This window comes from Paracnuella aquatica (assembly GCF_003332885.2).
Taxonomy (GTDB): Bacteria; Bacteroidota; Bacteroidia; order Chitinophagales; family Chitinophagaceae; genus Flavisolibacter; species Flavisolibacter aquaticus.
Map to the genome: position 1 here is coordinate 23,285 of NZ_QOWJ01000013.1, position 17,961 is coordinate 41,245.

At 49.8% G+C, this 17,961-nt stretch carries 16 protein-coding genes; 6 read left to right on the forward strand and 10 right to left on the reverse strand.

Features of this window, described 5'->3' with window-relative positions:
- The first annotated feature begins 52 nt into the window (after positions 1-52).
- The 3 genes from DRJ53_RS16130 to DRJ53_RS16140 all read left to right on the forward strand — a co-directional run bounded on the left by DRJ53_RS16130 (position 53) and on the right by DRJ53_RS16140 (position 4,681).
- Positions 53-427 (forward strand): DUF4174 domain-containing protein, encoded by a 375-nt coding sequence (locus DRJ53_RS16130; RefSeq protein ID WP_114236700.1) that lies wholly within the window; start codon positions 53-55, stop codon positions 425-427.
- 215 nt (positions 428-642) lie between these two features.
- Positions 643-1,149, forward strand: coding sequence for a cupin domain-containing protein (locus DRJ53_RS16135; RefSeq protein WP_114236701.1), 507 nt, complete (start codon positions 643-645; stop codon positions 1,147-1,149).
- Between the two features lie 463 nt (positions 1,150-1,612).
- Positions 1,613-4,681: a beta-L-arabinofuranosidase domain-containing protein gene (locus DRJ53_RS16140; protein WP_206609808.1), complete on the forward strand. Its 3,069-nt coding sequence runs from the start codon at positions 1,613-1,615 to the stop codon at positions 4,679-4,681.
- A gap of 247 nt (positions 4,682-4,928) precedes the next feature.
- On the opposite strand, the gene DRJ53_RS16145 is transcribed toward DRJ53_RS16140, so the two are convergent.
- The 7 genes from DRJ53_RS16145 to DRJ53_RS16175 form a co-directional block, all read right to left on the reverse strand.
- Positions 4,929-5,207: a hypothetical protein gene (locus tag DRJ53_RS16145; RefSeq protein WP_114236702.1), complete on the reverse strand. Its 279-nt coding sequence runs from the start codon at positions 5,205-5,207 to the stop codon at positions 4,929-4,931.
- A gap of 52 nt (positions 5,208-5,259) precedes the next feature.
- Complete coding sequence (locus DRJ53_RS16150; protein ID WP_206609809.1) at positions 5,260-6,156, reverse strand: HAEPLYID family protein; 897 nt, start codon at positions 6,154-6,156, stop codon at positions 5,260-5,262.
- Between the two features lie 198 nt (positions 6,157-6,354).
- Positions 6,355-6,672: a hypothetical protein gene (locus DRJ53_RS16155; protein ID WP_123893637.1), complete on the reverse strand. Its 318-nt coding sequence runs from the start codon at positions 6,670-6,672 to the stop codon at positions 6,355-6,357.
- Between the two features lie 205 nt (positions 6,673-6,877).
- Positions 6,878-7,771, reverse strand: coding sequence for an SdiA-regulated domain-containing protein (locus DRJ53_RS16160; RefSeq protein ID WP_114236704.1), 894 nt, complete (start codon positions 7,769-7,771; stop codon positions 6,878-6,880).
- Between the two features lie 48 nt (positions 7,772-7,819).
- Positions 7,820-8,266, reverse strand: coding sequence for a PepSY-like domain-containing protein (locus DRJ53_RS16165; RefSeq protein WP_114236705.1), 447 nt, complete (start codon positions 8,264-8,266; stop codon positions 7,820-7,822).
- A 132-nt stretch (positions 8,267-8,398) separates the two neighbouring features.
- Positions 8,399-9,664 carry a sensor histidine kinase gene (locus DRJ53_RS16170; protein ID WP_114236706.1) on the reverse strand — a complete coding sequence of 422 codons (1,266 nt, stop codon included), beginning with the start codon at positions 9,662-9,664 and terminating at the stop codon, positions 8,399-8,401.
- Entirely contained in the window at positions 9,661-10,335 is a 675-nt protein-coding gene (locus tag DRJ53_RS16175) for a response regulator transcription factor (RefSeq protein ID WP_114236805.1), read from the reverse strand. The genes DRJ53_RS16170 and DRJ53_RS16175 overlap by 4 nt, the downstream gene beginning before the upstream one ends.
- Positions 10,336-10,827: 492 nt before the next feature.
- Between DRJ53_RS16175 and DRJ53_RS16180 the strand changes: the two genes are divergently transcribed.
- Together DRJ53_RS16180 and DRJ53_RS16185 are read left to right on the forward strand one after the other, a co-directional pair.
- The gene (locus DRJ53_RS16180; protein WP_114236707.1) at positions 10,828-11,145 is read left to right on the forward strand and encodes a peptidase associated/transthyretin-like domain-containing protein; all 318 of its coding nucleotides are present in this window, start codon (positions 10,828-10,830) and stop codon (positions 11,143-11,145) included.
- Between the two features lie 293 nt (positions 11,146-11,438).
- Positions 11,439-11,720: a hypothetical protein gene (locus tag DRJ53_RS16185; protein WP_123893639.1), complete on the forward strand. Its 282-nt coding sequence runs from the start codon at positions 11,439-11,441 to the stop codon at positions 11,718-11,720.
- 187 nt (positions 11,721-11,907) lie between these two features.
- Here the strand turns inward: DRJ53_RS16185 and DRJ53_RS16190 are convergent, their stop codons facing one another.
- The 3 genes from DRJ53_RS16190 to DRJ53_RS16200 all read right to left on the reverse strand — a co-directional run bounded on the left by DRJ53_RS16190 (position 11,908) and on the right by DRJ53_RS16200 (position 15,053).
- Entirely contained in the window at positions 11,908-12,987 is a 1,080-nt protein-coding gene (locus DRJ53_RS16190; protein WP_114236709.1) for an NAD(P)-dependent alcohol dehydrogenase, read from the reverse strand.
- A 359-nt stretch (positions 12,988-13,346) separates the two neighbouring features.
- Positions 13,347-13,733: an iron chaperone gene (locus DRJ53_RS16195; protein ID WP_241558584.1), complete on the reverse strand. Its 387-nt coding sequence runs from the start codon at positions 13,731-13,733 to the stop codon at positions 13,347-13,349.
- A gap of 378 nt (positions 13,734-14,111) precedes the next feature.
- A complete protein-coding gene (locus DRJ53_RS16200; protein ID WP_114236710.1) occupies positions 14,112-15,053 on the reverse strand; it encodes an alpha/beta hydrolase in 942 nt (313 codons plus the stop codon).
- Positions 15,054-15,824: 771 nt separating this feature from the next.
- On the opposite strand from DRJ53_RS16200, the gene DRJ53_RS16205 reads away from it, so the two are divergent.
- A complete protein-coding gene (locus DRJ53_RS16205; protein WP_114236711.1) occupies positions 15,825-17,768 on the forward strand; it encodes a glycoside hydrolase family 97 protein in 1,944 nt (647 codons plus the stop codon).
- The last annotated feature ends 193 nt before the right edge of the window (positions 17,769-17,961 follow it).

The following is a 17,961-nucleotide window of genomic DNA, read 5'->3' on the forward strand; positions in this document are numbered from 1 at the left end:
AAAAATAAGTACTGCAACGATTGCAAACAGAATTAATAAATGCCAATCATCCATGCGCATCATTTTATTCATCATAAGCATCTTCATCATGTCCAATGCAGCAGCACAGTTTTCGAAGAAAAGAGCCCTGTTCATCTTTGGCGATCCTAAAAGCGAAACGGTAAAAGAGCAATTGGCGTTGCTGAAAAAAGAAGCGGCCGGCGTGAACGATCGCGACCTGAACATAACAACCGTAGCCGGCGAAGAAAAATGGCTCAAAAAATACGAAGTGGCGCCCGGCACTCCATTTACCATCATCCTGGTCGGTAAAGACGGCGGTGAAAAATTCCGCTCCGAAAAACTGACACAGCCATCTGAACTATTCAATATCATTGATGCCATGCCCATGCGCCAGTCGGAAATGCGCCGCAGCAAAAATGAGCAATAGTTGCATGGTAAAAAACATCTCTATCTAATAGGTTCATCAGGCATCACTCCACGTTTTACAGTACTTTCTCTCACCAAGCAATTTGTCCAAGCGCCCCTACCGTGCAGCTTGCAACCCTTCACGCCGATCGTTATCTTAACCGTTGAACTCCATTGCCCTATTTATTTCAACCGCCGACATAATAGTATTGGTAAACAAAAATTCAATTGAACCCGATGAGCAATGCAACGCAAGATGTGATTTTTATTTCCAACGGTGCAGGTCCATGTGTTGGCATCGCCGGCGGCATGTACCAGACCATTATTTCCGGAGCACAAACAGGCGGCAGCTACGCAATGATCCACATGCAGGTGCCACCCGGCGGCGGGCCTGCACCGCATGCCCACCCGCAGATGCAGGAGTCGTTTTATGTATTGGAAGGCACGGTTGAATTTATAACCGAAAAGGGCAGCCAGCTGGCGCAAAAGGGCGATTTTATCCAGATCCCGCTCAATGGGCCGGTGCATTGTTTCAAAAATAAAGGCAACGAAAATGCACGCCTCCTGTGCACCGTACTGCCTGCGGGACTGGAAGCATTTTTCGAACAGGCAGGCCAGCCACTGGTTGGTGGCGAGCCAAGCCCTGCACCGCAAATGGACGAGGCCGCGCAACAAAGGCTTGCAGCATTGGCCAAACAATATGGGCAAGTATTGTACCCGCCCGATTATTTCAGCAAACGCTGAAACGGCTACACCTTGCCACAGGTAATTTGATATAAAACAATCAACCACCTGCTCAGCAAAGAATTTCCAAACGCAACAAGGGCCGCTCCGCCAGGCGCCATATCACCGTTTACCAACACGCTGAATTATTTGCCCAACTGCTGCACCGCTTTTTGCAGGCCAACGCCCAAGAACAACAGCAGCGGCCCGCCCCTTTTCAGCAGCTGCGCTGCCAGTTAATATCATTGGGTTTTTAGCTAAAATAAGCCCATAAAAAAACGGGTGACTGGCCTAATTTCATGGCGCATTTTCCGAACAATTTTTCTTTATCAAATAGATTGTTTTTCAAATGCTTACCGGCGGTTGTGCAAACAATATTATAATGCAAGCCAACGGCAAAAGCAGGGAAATGCGCATCGGGCTAAAACGTTTGGAACCATCAATAAGCGGCCCGCATCGGGCCCTTTGTGAAATTTACTGACACATGAACATGCTTACCACCTTTTTTCGGATCACCCTCTTGCTCTTATTCATCGGCGTTGCACCGGCCAGCGTACGAGCCCAGAACGGCGACCAGATCCTCGACGGCATTGGCGAAACCGGCATGATAGCACGCTATGTTTTTAACGGCGATGCCCGCGACTGGTCGCGCAACAACCTGCATGCAAAGCTGCAGGGCAGCGGCGCCCAGTTTGTAACCGATACGCGTTTTGGCAAAGTACTATCGCTGCCCGGCGATGGCGGCTCTTTTGTGTCGCTCCCTGCCGAAGCGCTGCAGGACCTGGAGTCGATCAGCATTTCGGGCTGGGTACAACTGCGCTCTGCTGGCACCAGCCAGCCGCTGTTCGATTTTGGCCGCGACGGCGGACAGCATTTTTTTGCCACCCAAAACAGCACCAGTGGGCAGGATGGACTGCAGGCAGCAATTGCCACAGGCAAAGGCCCAGCCAAAGCCGCCGTTGCGCCGCCGCTGTCGCTGAACAAATGGGTACACCTGGCCATTGTAATTGATGTGCCCTCCAAAACACTCACTACTTACGTGGACAGCAAACAGGCAGGTGAAGCAAAAGGCATTGCACTGGAACTGACCGATGTGTTTGGTGCGCAGCCCTCCGATAAGCGTCAATTGTTGATTGGTAAATCCTTGCTGGCGGGCAATGCCAGCCTCAATGCGCTGGTGCACGATTTTCGTATTTACCGGGTGCCCCTGAGCCGGGCCCAGGTAGCCGGTATTTTCAGCAATGCACAACAGGGCATCAACCAGGGAGCCGTAAACACTACAGCCAAAAAAGAAGACGAGCTGCCGAAATTTTCACCAACCGAATCACAACTGTATAATGCTTACTTGGTGGGCGTCTCTGATGTGCAGGTGGAAACCGAAACCGGCCACCTGCCCCGTTTTCCCAGCCATGTTTCCGGCACTTATAAAGGCGGTGTGAAAGGCCCGCAGGTGCGGGTGATATGGCCTGCCGATGTGGACAACACCGCCGTTTTGAAACAGGGCAAATACACCGTAACCGGCCGCGTTGCCGGAACCAGTTTTGCACCCAAAGCAACAGTTGTTGTAAAAGACGCCGGCAAAAAAGCGGCGCCCAATGCAAAGCTCGAAGCATTCCACCTGAGCCAGGTTTCGCTGCAAACCGATGCGCATGGCCACGCCACCAAGTTTGTGCAAAACCGAGACAAGTTTATCAACACGCTGGCCCAAACAGATCCCAATTCGTTCCTGTATATGTTTCGCCATGCGTTTGGCCAGCCGCAGCCCGAAGGCGCCAAGCCCTTAGGTGTGTGGGACAGCCGCGATACCAAGCTGCGTGGCCATGCCACCGGTCACTATCTTACGGCTATTGCGCAGGCCTATGCCGGCACGGGTTACGATAAAAAACTGCAGGAGGCTTTTGCGCAAAAAATGACCTACCTGGTCAATACGCTATACGACCTGTCGCAACTATCCGGCAAGCCCAAACAAGCCGGCGGCACGCATGTGGCCGATGCGAAAGCAGTGCCGCATGGCCCTGGCAAGACCGAATACGATTCGGACCTGAGCGATGCAGGCATCCGCACCGATTACTGGAACTGGGGCACCGGCTACATCAGCGCCTATCCTCCCGATCAATTCATCATGCTGGAACAGGGAGCTAAATATGGCGGACAAAAAAACCAGATCTGGGCGCCTTATTATACGCTGCACAAGATCATGGCTGGACTGATGGATGTGTATGAAGTAAGCGGCAACAAAAAAGCGCTGGACATTGCCAATAACATGGGTACTTGGGTGCATGCCCGCCTGAGCCAATTGCCCAAAGACACACTGATCAAAATGTGGAATACCTATATAGCCGGGGAGTATGGCGGCATGAACGAAGCCATGGCCCGCCTGTACCGCATTACCAAAAACGAGAACCACCTGAAAACAGCGCAATTGTTCGATAATGTAAAGGTGTTTTTTGGCGACACTGCCCATGTGCACGGACTGGCCAAAAACGTGGACCTGTTTCGCGGGCTGCATGCCAACCAGCATATCCCGCAAATTGTGGGCAGCATTGAAATGTACGCCGTGTCGAAGCAGCCGGAATACTACCGCGTGGCCGACAACTTTTGGCACAAAGCCGTGAACGATTATATGTACAGCATTGGCGGTGTGGCCGGTGCCCGCAACCCGGCCAACGCGGAGTGTTTTATCAGCCAGCCGGGCACCTTGTATGAAAACGGTTTTTCGTCGGGTGGACAAAACGAAACCTGCGCCACCTACAACATGCTGAAGCTGACCACCAACCTGTTCCTGTTTGACCAGCGCGGCGAGTTGATGGATTATTACGAGCGGGGATTGTACAACCACATATTGGCATCGGTGGCGGAAAACAGCCCTGCCAATACCTATCATGTACCGCTGAAGCCCGGTTCAGTAAAGCAGTTTGGCAATCCCAATATGACCGGATTTACCTGTTGCAACGGCACTGCCATTGAAAGCAGCACCAAATTGCAAAACGCCATTTACTTCAAGAGCATAGACAACAATGCGCTGTATGTAAACCTGTATGTGCCTTCAACCCTCAACTGGACCGAACGCAACATTACCGTGGAGCAAACCACCAGCTTTCCTAAAGAAGAAGGCACGAAACTAGCGGTAAGGGGCAATGGCAAATTTGATGTGCATGTGCGGGTGCCGTCATGGGCTACCAAAGGTTTTTTTGTACAGATCAATGGCCGCGAACAAAAGTTGGAGGCCAAACCCGGCAGCTACCTCAAGATCAGCCGCAGCTGGAAAGATGGCGACGTGATCTCCATTAAAATGCCGTTCGGCTTTCACCTCGACCCGGTGATGGACCAACCCAATATTGCCAGCCTGTTTTATGGGCCGGTGCTGCTGGCGGCACAAGAGCCAGAGGCGCGGAAAGAATGGCGCACCGTTACGCTGGATGCAGCCGATATCAGCAAATCCATTAAAGGCGATGGGCAAAAACTGGAATTCACTATTGGCGATGTGGTGTTCAAACCTTTTTACGAAACCTACGGCCGCCACTCGGTTTATCTCGATGTGCGATTGAAATAAGCCCTTTGGGCAAAAGGTAAAAAGGGCCGTTGCATTTTAGTGCAACGGCCCTTTTCTTTTTGAGAAAAAAATGCACTCTTCATTCGCCAGCACGATCATGCCGAACTTGTTTCGGCAGCTTCACGATAAGATGCATTTTGAAAAGACGGAAGCCAGTCGTTGAAAGAAGCGTTTAAAGTGAAGAGGTATGCCGAATCAAGTTCCGCATGACATTTACCTGGTGCAAAAACATTTTGCATACAAACTTCTAACGAGGTTTCACTTCCCACACGGGCTTCCCAATCATCCGCCCCAATGAATGTGCAATCTTCCGGATCACCTGGTTGTGCACCTGGTTGCCTGACGGTTCCACCTGCAGGCTACCATTTACCTCCCTGATCGTGCGGTCGCTGTCCAGTTGCTTTTCTATGTCGCCGTTCATAACGGTTACGCGGTACTCGGTGCCTTCGCTTTTTGGTTTACACAAAACCAGCGAGTAATGAAATGCTTCGCAAAACTCAAAACCAATAACAAGAAACCTGCTCATTGTTTATGTTTTAAGGTGATGGAATATTGTTTCGATGCTGGTGGCGAACTGCTTAACGATGGCGGTGCCTGGGCTCGTAAATCAGGCGCATAAACGTGCTGAAGCGCTGGTTTTCGCGGCTGATGGGCACACCTGCCACAATGCCTATCATCAGGTTATCGGCCATGCTTAAGCGCAGTTGCGGACGGATGGTCATGTCGAAATCGCCATGCCCTACTTCTTTGTTGTACTCCACGCCAATAAAGTTGCGGGTGCCCGGTATCATGTAGTGGAAATTGGTGTTGATCTGCCACCTTGTGACTACCCCGCTGTGGTCGAAATGCTGCATAAAATACGGCCCGGTGTACAGCAGCGTATGAACATTATTGCCCCACCTTTTGGCCGCCACAAAAAACGGGTTGTACACGTTGCCGGTCCACAAGGCACCCTTGCCATAATCGGCAAACGGGCTCAACTCAAACTCGTGGATATATCCCAATGCCAGCGAGGTATTGAACCGCTCCGAAACCAGGAACGTGTATTGCCCGGCCAGCTTTAAACTGTTTAGCCTGTTGCGCGGGATCGAATCCTTGTGCGTTTTTCCGTTATTGCGGTAATAAAAAGTAAAAGGCAATTCCACTTCCAGGCCCAGCCTGTCCACTGGCGCAAACTCGTATTCAACCAACGCCGAGTACCGGTCAAAGTCGTTGTTGTCGGTAAGGCCCAGGCCCACGTTCCACTCCTGCTCTCCTTTCCGTGCACCAAGGTCGCGGATGAGGTCAATATACAGGGGCTCGGCGTGCAGCACTTTGGCCTTTTTGCCCTTGCTTTCTGTTTCCAAAATATACAGGCTATCGGTTTGCCGGTTGCGTTGCTGCAGCGTATCCTGTTCCTGTGCGCTGGCATTTACGAACAAGAAAACAAAAAACACGGGAAGCAGGCAGCGCTTCATTTTTCCAAAAAAACACATGTTCAAAGCAGTTTGAAATATGGCTATGGGAGTGTGCAGTGAAGGGCACGCATTGCATCAAGCAGCCGCAAAACGCCAGGCATAAATGCCCAGGCCAATTTGGCTCATGTGATCAATACAGCTATGCATCAACGGCACACTGCGTGGATTATGTTGCAGGCATTGGCCCGCACTAATACTAATGGTGGGGAAAAAGGATCAGGCCGCTTTTGGAGGCGGCGACACGGGGTCTTGGTGCACCGAAGCGTAACTGCTGGTGTAAAAAGAAATATGCGAAGTATGATATGCCAGTGACGGCAATTCGATAGCACTGCGCGGTTGAAAGAACAGCACGATTCCAGAAGTGGTGGAATCTACTTCCTCCTCGTTGCTTTCGGGTACATTATGATCAAACAGGCCTTCCGAAACGAGCTCGTAAACGCTTTCAATGTCATTAACGGAAAGGTCTTCGGTGGGCAGAATAGCGCCCTGCCTGGTGCGGTAAATATCCGGCGGGTTGATGGATATATTGATCATTTGCAGGAGTAAAATCCAGCAAACAAAATGTTGTACAAAGCGTTTTATGTTTTGATACGACCGCACAGGGCAAATATATCGCGATGCATTTTAAGTGTGGTTAATATTGTGTTATACGCAGCTATATAGATGAGTGAAAAATGAATAGAACCATTATCAATAAAAGAAAAGCGCATGGTGGCAAGTTACCGATGCGCTTGTGCTTTTAGTTTTTGCTAATGGCTACTTCCATGATATTTGCCGGGCTTCCTTTGCCCCGCTCGTTGGAAATAAACACCCGCCCCGACGGATCAAAGGTGATGCCCTCGGGCTGCGCAAATTTTGAACCTAGGTCCTGGTCGGCCACAAGTTTGCCCGATCCGTCCACAATTACCAGCCGCGATTTAGGCCCGTCCACCACGTAATAATGACCGGTTTTGGGATGAATGCCCAGCGCTGCCGGCCTAATGCCTTTGCCTTTTTTACCACCGCCATTAGGTATAACCAGCACCGGCTTAGCAGCCAGGCCTTTTGTAGCCAGATCAAAAGCATACACGCCTTTTCCATCCTTGTTGCCCGAAGGATCTTTGTCCTTGGGCGCCAGCAACAAGCGGTTGTTGTTGCGGTCGAACGTGAGGCCTTCTATATTATGGTCGGCCGATAGCGGCGTTTTGTACTCCGTTACTTTGGGCTGTGCGCTGTTGTAATTGGCCACTTCATACAACCTGCCATCCGACCGCACTACATAAGCCGTATTGCCAGCAAGGGTAATGCCCTCATAATCGCCGGGGCCGGCAAACGGGATCTTTTTTTCAACCGTTGCGGCAGCAGTGTTGTATATAAAAATAAATCCATCTTCATCCTGCACGCAGGCAAAGCGGTTGGCGGCAATCCATGCAATGCCCGAAACCTCCCGCAATTCATCGGGCAGGTTCCACTGCTGCACAATGGTTACATCAGCGGCAGCATCAATCTTCTTATTCTTGTCTTCCTTAACATGCAATGCATTGTTGCTCCGCTCCCTGCCTGCTTCACTTGCAAACAAATGCCCGATATCTTTCGAAAAGAACAACAGGAGCGCTGCTGCCAGCACTCCTGTTGTGATCAGCTTCCATTTCATATCTTCCTTTTTAGCCGTATCAATATCTATTCCTGTTCTTATTTTTTATTAATCCCAATAGGCCGTGCTGCTTTTTGCGCCATTTGCATCAAACACCAGTTGCACATCTTTTTTACCCCGCGGCGCTTCCAGCTCTACCTGATAAAAAATGGTGCCGGCTACTTCCACTTGTTCCATATCATCCAGCTCGTAGTCTTTATATTCCGCAGTGATGGCCTGTGCAATTCCTGCAGGCAATTGTGCTAGAGTAAGGTCGTGTTTCTGGCGGGTGATCTTCCCGGTTGCATCCACTTCCACGGTGTATTCCACACTGTCTTGCGTAAACTCCGCTTCGTACATCTTGTCTTTTTTCTCCCAATCTATTTTGGTGGCACCGGCAAATTTGGCCTGCACTGCATTGGTTACAACCGATGGTACTTTATCGGCAGCAATATCCTGGCTGCATGCAGTAAGTGTAATTCCCAAAAATGCTACACAAATTCCTAAGAGCTTCATATCAATTTGTTTTTGTGGTTAAATGATAGTGCAAAGCTCCGGCCCAAATTTGGAAACATTTGGGAATAAGGCGGTGTAAGCGGGTGCAAAAACGTTAAAGAATTTTGAAGAAATATCGCAGCACGATTGATGCTACTTCAATTGAATGGTGAACACATGCAGGCCGGTATATGAATACTGTATGGTATAACCATGCAGGTCGGCAATGGCTTTAAGTATAGCCAGTCCCAGCCCAGTTGAAGCCGCCGATGGATTCTTTTTATAAAACCGGGCAAACAATAAGGTCGTATCCAATGGTGTATCGTCGCCGGTGTTTTCCACTACTACCTTTTTATCGCCAATGCGGATGTGTATGCTGCCCCCGGCGTGGTTGTGCACCAGCGCATTTTTAATCAGGTTGGTAAATAAAATAGTAGCCAGGCCGCGGTTGATGTGCACCACGCAAGGTGCCTCATCTGTTATGGCAATGGTGATATTGCTGAACTGCGCCTGGTCGGAAAAATCCTCCACCAGCTGCCGCACCAGCCCATTTATATCCACCGTTTCGGTATCGTTAAACTGTTTGTTTTCTATGCGCGACAACAGCAACAGCGACCGGTTGAGCCGGGTCATTCGCTCCAAGTGATCCAGCGCACTGCCCAGGAGTTGCAGTTCTTCTTCATTCATGTGGCCCCGGTCTGCCAACGATTCCAGCTTGTTGATGCTGATGGCGAGTGGCGTTTGCAGTTCATGCGCTGCGTTTTCTATAAACTGTTTCTGGCTGTTGTACGCCAGCTTATTCCGGTGCAGCAATGCGGTGATGTTTTCATTGAGCAGCCGGAATTCTTCGATCCGTGTTGGTGCCGTGTTGATATTGCTTTGCGCATCGAGCTGGTACTTTTTTAACTGTTGGAGCAAATGATAAAACGGTTTCCAGATGCGGCCCAGTAAAAATTTGTTTAGTAAAATAATGGAAAGCACCAGCCCGAAAAACAGCCACAACAAAGAGTAGAGCAGTTGCGCCACCAAATCGTCTTCTTCAACCATCGAAGTAATGACTTGCAATTGGTAATAGGCACCATTTTGCCGGAACATAGTGGTAAGCATCCGAACCGGCTCGTTGTCGTCTTCGTTTTGCATGTACAACGAAGTGTCTACATATCGATCGGTAAAGTTGATGCCGGCTGCAGGCGATACCTGCTTAATCGAATACCCGCTTTCCCGAAACTCACTATGCTGCAGTACGGTACTATCAAATGCTGCACGCTGTATAATGAGCTGTTTTTGATTGTCGAGCCCATCGTCGATGCTGTCATAAATTTCGTTGAGCAGCGCAAAATAAAAAATGGTTGCCCACACCGAAATGAGCAACACCAATGCGGCAACAAACCATGCGGTAGTAATGTTTTGCAGCTTCATGCGGTTAGTTTATACCCAATGCCGTACACGGCTTGTATTTCCACTTCGGCACCATGCTCTTTCAATTTTTTACGCAGGTTTTTTATTTGCGAGTACACAAAATCAAAACTGTTGGCCTCATCTATGCGGTCGCCCCACACATGCTCGGCCAGCGCATTTTTATGCACCAGCCTGTTTTTATTAATGGCCAGGTACAGCAACACGTCAAACTCTTTGCGGTTAAAGATCATCGGCGTTTCATCCACTCTCGCCCATCGGTCAATGGGATCAATCAGGAGGTTGTTGAGGGTGATTTGGCTGTTGCCGTTCAGCGTATTGCGCCGCAGCACCGACCGCACCCTGGCGTGCAACTCGGCCATGTGAAAGGGTTTTGCCAGGTAATCATCGGCGCCGAGGTTGAGGCCGGTGATCTTGTCTTCCAGCGAATCTTTTGCCGACACAATGATCACACTGCCATCCTTGCCTTCCCGCTTCAATTGGGCCAGCAGCTCGAGTCCGTTGCCGCCGGGCAAACCTATGTCCAGCAAAATGCAATCGTACTCATACACCATTATTTTATCCAGCGCCGCATCGAAGTTCGATGCTGTTTCCACGGTGTAGCCTTCCTGCTGCAGCGATTGTACCAGCCCGTTGCGCATATCCTGTTCATCTTCGATCACCAGTATTTTCATGACAAGGTTACTGCTGTAAATTTCCAGGCCAGTCTTGTCTGTAGCCGGAATTTTAACCATTATAAAGAGCCCGTCTAATTTTACTCCGTGTTAAAGAAATATTGCCAACTGGAAATTTAGTGGTGCTGCTAAAAGCCATTATAGATGAAATGAATGGTTGTCCCGGCATTCATCGTGGTACACTACTGCGACAATAAACTCTGCCGGCGATAGCAACGAAATACTTTTAATAGATAAGGAGTGGTAATAAGCTCAGAGCTTTATTACCATTGATATAGAAGCATAATTCTTCGTTGCCACAAAAAGGTGCGCAACAGAAAATTGTTAGACTATTCCGCACATATTAAAACGAATGCTCAATTCTTAAAAAATGTTAAAAGGACATTGCATTTCATTACAGGCATAATTGTTGGCAAAGCAGTCCCATTCTTAACCAACCACCAGGTTGATGGCAGGTCAACCGGTTATTTATTCATTTAAAAATCTAACGGTATGAAAAATACGAAACTGGCCTTGTTAGGTCTTGTAATGGCATCTGCAGGTATCCTTTCTTTTGATACTATTCAGAAAGTGGGCATCAAAGGCAAGGTAACCCCGGCCGAAAGTGCAAAGCAGGCCTGGGCCATTTCTGCAACGGATACATTGAAAGCAACAATTACTGATGGCGCTTTCCAGTTCAGTGATGTACAGGAAGGTGTATACCGGATTATTGTAGAGGCAAACGCACCTTATAAGCATGCTGCAAAAGACAGCGTGGTGGTGAAGGCTGCCGAAACTACTGATGTAGGCGAGATCGCACTGCAGCAGTAATCATCCAAAACAAAAGCAGCAGGCAACTGCTGCTTTTGTTTTTAGTACAATAAATAAATCCGGGAAAATTCTTTTCGACTATAAAGCTTCCACTTTTTTGCATCTGCAAAAACCCAATAAGACCTCAACTAGTTATCATAATTTCCTATTATTCTTGCCGCTGTCGCCATTGTAGATGTTTGCATCTGCACACTATCAACCAACGCCCCTTTTGATTGTTCACAGTTCAAGCAGGCATGTGTTTTGCCTACGCTTACCGCAACCTTTTATTTTTTAACCAGAAAGGAATAAATATGAAAAGATTGTTGACCGCAGCATTTGCAGTGGCATTGCTGAGTTGTAATAACGATAGCGCTGAAGGAGATGCAACGACCACCGATACGAGTAGCACAATAATGATGCAGGATACCGCAACGAGCTATCCCGGTGATGATACAACCGCCCTGAACGTTGGCGCCGCACAACCGGTAGATTCTGCCAACAGCCTGCGGGAGCCCATGCCACCCGAGCCCGGCGCCAGCCGCAGCGGCGTGAAGTATAAAATAAACGGCGGCGATACCCAGCAACAACAATAAGGGCACAAAGTTTCGCTAATAAAAAATGTATTATAAAAGCGCATGCAAGGCATCGATCCCTGCATGCGCTTTTGTGCGTTGATGGAATTCTTGCTTCCATTTATTCAGCCAGTAAAAAAACCTTTGGAGCAACGCACAAATTTGTGTGCCGCTACAAAAGTTTTTTAACTGGCTGCTTTCACTCGCCTTAGTCTTCCACTTCTTCTTTCAGCGACTGCATATCGATGACATAACGGAAACGCACCTCGCCTTCCTGCATTTTTTTGAATGCCTTGTTGATGTCCTGTATGGGAATCATTTCCACTTCTGGCATGATGTTGTGTTCGGCGCAAAAGTCCAGCACCTCCTGTGTTTCGGCTATGCCGCCAATAAGCGAGGCCGACAGGCTGCGGCGCTTCATGGCCACTTCCATGTTTACCACAGGCTTTTTGTATGGCCCCAGCAAACCTACCGTAACGATGGTGCCGTCGCGTTTGAGCAGGCTTACATAAGGGTTCACATCAAAGGGATCAGGGATCGTAATTAAGATCAAATCAAACGAAGCCTCGGCTGCCGTCATCGCGTCTTTATCTTCCGACAATAATATGTTGTGGGCGCCCAGTGCTTTTGCTTCGCTTTCTTTTTCCTTACTGGTGGTAATCACCGTAACCGATGCCTCCATGGCTTTAGCCAGTTGCACCCCCATATGGCCCAGTCCGCCGAGGCCCACAATGGCCACCTTGCTACCGGCGCCCACTTTCCAGTGGCGCAGGGGCGAATAGGTGGTAATGCCGGCACACAAAATCGGTGCGGCACGACTGATATCAAGTGCCTCCGGTATGCGCAGCACAAAAGATTCTTTTACCACGATATTGTTGGAATAACCGCCAAATGTGTTGGTGCCATCGGGTTTGATGGGGCCGTTGTAAGTTGCAGTCCAGCCCTTCGGTCCTTCGCAGTATTGTTCCAGTCCATCACTGCACGAGGGGCAGGTGCCGCAGGAGTCGATCATACAGCCCACACCCACAATATCGCCCGCCTTGTATTTGGTTACCGATGCACCGGCACTCACCACCCGCCCAATGATCTCGTGGCCGGGAATACAGGGATACACGGTGTTGTCCCAGTCGTTGGCCACCTGGTGCAGGTCGGAGTGGCACACGCCACAATACAATATATCAATGAGCACCTCGTCGGCGCCGGGTGCCTGCCGCTCAAAATCAATGGGCTTCAGGCGGGTAAATACGGAGTTCTTGACTCCATAACCCCTGCTTTTGATCTGTTCCATGCTTTGTATTTGGTAGAATGAAGCGCACCGTAGGTGCAGGGGTATGCTGTCAAAAATGCGCCCAAGATTACTGGTAATGGGTTAGGCGCATTTTGTTCGATACTACACCAACTTGTGGGCAACAATCATCCAACAAAACGGACCTATTGGGGTGATGGCGGCTGCAATAGTGCCGCAGCTGTTGTGGCAATAGGGCAACAAAACGGGTTTAAGCGGTAGTTGATGCGAAGACGGACAATGGCTTTTAGCTACATGCATTGAAGGCCGCAGCCCGCTATTTTTCACTGTTGCATAATTCCCATCAACTGAAAGACCAACGGAGTTGGTGTCTTTTGGTTTTTATAAAAAAATGTATTGCGTTATTGTGCAGCTTTTGCAACCTGCTGCTCCACCCTAAAAAGCACTATTTGCTTGATCAGTTCGAACGGAATGGGCTGGTTGAGCGGGAACTGCACCGAGCCCCTTCCCTGTTTGTACGGCGCCAGTTCTGCTTTGAATGCCTCGTGGCCGGTTGGCGTGGCGTAAAAACCAATGTGCTTTTTAAACGCAGCAAAATAAACCAGCGCCTTACCGCCCATTTTGTAAGCCGGCATGCCGTACGCAATACCTTCCGTTGCACCAGGCGCATGGGTAGTGATCACGGCCCGCACCTGTTGCAGCAATGCCTGTACCTCATCGTTAAACATGCTGATGTATTCGTCAACCGTTTTGATGTCCGTATTCATGCGTTTCATGGCGGTGTTCATGGTCTCAATGTTTTAGGCTAAGCCCTTTGCAGGCTGGTTACACAATTTTTTTGAAAAAATTTCACGCAACAGATTTCGTTGTTCAGTCACCATCGGCCCAAACGCTATCATCCACTCAATGCCAAGCGGCCGCATAAAACGCCAAAATAATAGCGCATTGTTCTGATTTCAAACCTAGCTGTTTGCTCCAAAATAAAGGGGTTGCAACTGCGACGAAATGAGGGCTGTTTCCGACTACATAGTGGCCGCACTTCACTGCTGCATCCCGTTTACCAATATATAAACACTTGCCGCACCAAAACCTTATCATACAAAAAGGGCACTACCAGCAGGTAATGCCCTTTTTATTTTGGTAAAAATGATAACGCCACTACAGTGTTAGGCCGCTTTTGCTTTCAGGAAGCGGTTTACTTCGAGCCAGTACATAAACGCATCAAACCAACGGTTGCTGGTGCGGTCGGGGTTGCCCAGGCCAAAGCCATGGCCACCGTTTTGGTACAAGTGAAACTCCACCGGGATGCCGGCTTTGTGCCAGGATTCGATCACGCCAAACTGCCCGCGGAACAGGAAGTCGTCGGTGGCAATAACGTTGAACATCGGAGGTGCATTTTTGGGCACATCCACAGGGCCCATGCCGCCATACACCGGCCCGATAAAGGCCAGCTTCATGGTCTTGGAGTTGAGCGTAGCGTGCATGGTGAGTCCGGCGCCGGCCGAAAACCCGATCATGCCGATCCGGGCAGTATCCACGCCCCATTCTTTAGCCCGTTTGATGATCATGGCATAAGCCGCTTCGGCATCGGCCAGCTGGTTCGACAGGTCGAGCTGCTGTGCTGCTGCCGGCGCTGCGCCACCGGCTGGGTTGGGTGTGGCTGCAGGGCGGGGCCGGTTCATCCAATCGGTAAAATCTTCCAGTTTTTCCGGCGTTGGGTGCAAGCGGTATTTAAGCACAAAAGCGGCAATGCCTTTGTCGGCCAGCGCCTGTGCCACTTCCCAGCCTTCGTTACCCAGCGACAGCCAGCGGTAGCCGCCACCCGGCGCCACAATTACAGCAGTGCCATTGGCCTTGCCGGGCTTGGGTAAAAACGGGGTGAGTGTGGCTGCGGTAATGTTGCGGGCCATCGGGTCGCCCCACTGCTTGAACCAGGTTTCCTTGGCGGGCTGGTTGGCCACGCCACCGGTATTGAGCGGAATGGCATTTTTCTCCACCGGTGTTTCCATCGGGTAAATGGTTCCGTCCTGCGCCATAGCCGGTGCGGAAAGGCTCAGCGCGGCTGCTACAACGAGGGCAGCAGCAAAGTTTTTTCTTGTGTACGTCATGAAGGAGGTTTGCAGGTTTGAAGTTTAAAAGTATGGGGTGTTGATGTTAGCAAACGTTATAGGTTCGTGGTCTGCTGGCCGACCTAGTGCGACCGGGTGATGCATTGTTGCTTTTTTTCACATGGCGGCACAAAGCGGAGTTGGCAAACCTGGCAGCGCAATAACGGTTTGTAAAGCAATAGAAACGGCCTATTGTAGTGTGGCAAAAAATGTGAAAAAAGGAGCACAAATGTTGAACGATTCGGTAGTTGAATCTAGTATATAATTCTGGAGGTGGCTTGTAGGCAGGGTTGCTGTTGACTAGCTGAAAAATTTACATCCTTGTCTTGCTCATCATCGGTGTAGTGGTTGCATTTCAATGTTTATAAAATTGATGGCGGCAAATTTGAATTTGCACTGCACATCCCATTGCCTAGCATCTCACCACAAATCCGTGCACGGGCCTCAAGCGAAGATCCCGGGCGGACTAAGAAATTTGGCTAAAACGAGCTTTCAAACACATTAATATCCCCGGCGAACCGGTAAGCTTTCTCCCAAAGAACGCTGAAAGACCGTGGACGATCGTCTCATTCAGCATTGCAAACAAGCACAGCTAAACATTTGTGCTACTAAAAAGCAGCGTCCTTGCCCCGTACATCCTGCCAATAGCGGACTTTTGTTCGGATCCATACCTTAAATTGCTGCCGGCTTGCCAACTCATCAGCAATTGGGCGTGGGCCACACACCAAACCAATACGATCATTGCACTCATTTTTTTTGTAAACCAAGTTCATGAAGCATTTATTTTCTTTCGCCGCATGTGCCTGCCTCCTTTTATTTGCCCCAACCCTTTTTGCACAAGATGCCGTAGTACTGAGCCCCGATAAGCAACTGCAACTGGCGGTATCGGTTGCCGATGGCAAACCGGTGTATTCCGTTACCTATATGGGCAAAAAAATGTTGGACGCTTCGCCACTGGGACTGACCACCAACGAAGGCGATTTCAGCACCGGCATGAAGTACCTGGGCAAGACGGAAAATGTTGTGAATAAAACCTACAGCGAGGAAAAAATCAAAAAATCGCAGGTCCAATACACTGCCAACAAGCTGACCTGCCTGTTTGAAAATGCTCAGCAGAAAAAGATCAGCATCGTGTTCCAGGTAAGCAACAATGATATTGCTTTTCGCTACGAGCTGCCCTCCTGGGGCGAACGCATGGCCTGCGTGGTGGAAAGGGAAGCAACCGGCTACCGGTTTCCCTCCGTTACCACCACTTTTCTGTCCAACATGATGAGTCCCATGACCGGCTTTGCCCGCACCGCACCCAGCTACGAAAGCGGTTATGTTGCCGATGCGCCCATGACCCGTACCAACCGCAACGGGGAAGGTTTTGTATTTCCCGGCCTGTTTCGCGTGGGTAACGATGGCTGGGTGTTGTTGTCGGAAACCGGTGTGAGCAGCCTGTACTTAGCTTCACACTTAAGCGAATACAAAGATGGCTTGTACACCGTCGAATATCCCAATCCAAAAACCAACAACGGCTTTGGCTCGTCTACTGCAGCCCTTGCCCTTCCCGGCGTTACGCCCTGGCGCACCATAACGGTTGGGGCTACCCTAAAACCCATCGTGGAAACCACGATCCCGTTTGACGTGGTGGAACCGCTGTACGAAGCATCGCAAAAATATAAGTATGGAAAATCAACCTGGAGCTGGATCCTGTGGCAGGACAACAGCATGAACTACGACGACCAGGTAAAGTTCATCGACCTTGCCGCCGCCCTGAAATACGAGTACATCCTGATGGATGCGCTTTGGGATAAAAACATTGGCAAGGAGCGCATGAAGGAACTGATCAACTATGCCCGTTCGAAAAAAGTTGAGGTGTTTTTGTGGTACAATTCCAACGGCCCCATTAACGATGCACCGCAGGGACCGCGCAATAAAATGTACACCGCCATTGAGCGGAAGAAGGAAATGAAGTGGCTGCGCGAAGTGGGCGTAAAAGGTTTGAAGGTTGACTTTTTTGGCGGCGACAAACAGGAAACCATGCGGCTGTATGAGGACATCCTATCCGATGCCAATGATTACGGCCTGATGATCATTTTCCATGGCTCTACTTTGCCGCGGGGCTGGGAACGCATGTACCCCAATTTTGTGGGTGCCGAAGCCGTGGTAGCATCCGAGATGCTGGTGTTTGTGCAGGGCGTTCGGGAAACAGAAGCATACAATGCAACCATGCATCCATTTATCCGCAACACGGTGGGCAGCATGGAGTTTGGCGGCGTATTGCTCAACAAGTACCTGGTAAAAAGCAACCAGGGCCGCAACCAGCGCCTCACTACGGATGCATTCCAGTTGGCTACGGCGGTGCTGTTTCAAAACCCGGTACAAATGTTCGGACTGACACCCAATAACCTCACCGATGTGCCCGCTTTTGCCATCGACTTTATGAGAACGGTGCCTACCACCTGGGATGCAACCCTGTACATTGACGGCTATCCCGGTAAGCATGCCGTGATTGCACGGCGCAATAAAGCGCAATGGTATGTGGCCGGAGTTAATGCAGGCAAAGAGCCGCTCAAATTAAAGCTGAACCTGCCTATGCTTGCGGGCAAGAAGGTGCGGCTGTATGGCGATGATGCTAGCAAAGCGGCCATTATGAAAGAAGTAATCGTAGATAAAAACGGCGCAGTGGAAATAGAAATGCAGGCAAGCGGTGGATTTGTGATCAAATAGTATTACGCCTGCGGAATTGGGGGCTTCCAATTGCCATAGGGTCTCGCTACAGGCTGTGCACATGTCCTGCAGCGAAGACCCGGGACGGACAACTGAAAAAAAGCCGGTCTCATTGGTTTGAGACCGGCTTTTATGTTTTTTTAGTCCTGTGGTTAAGGCGATTACTTTTTGACCACCTATTTGCGTTGTTGCT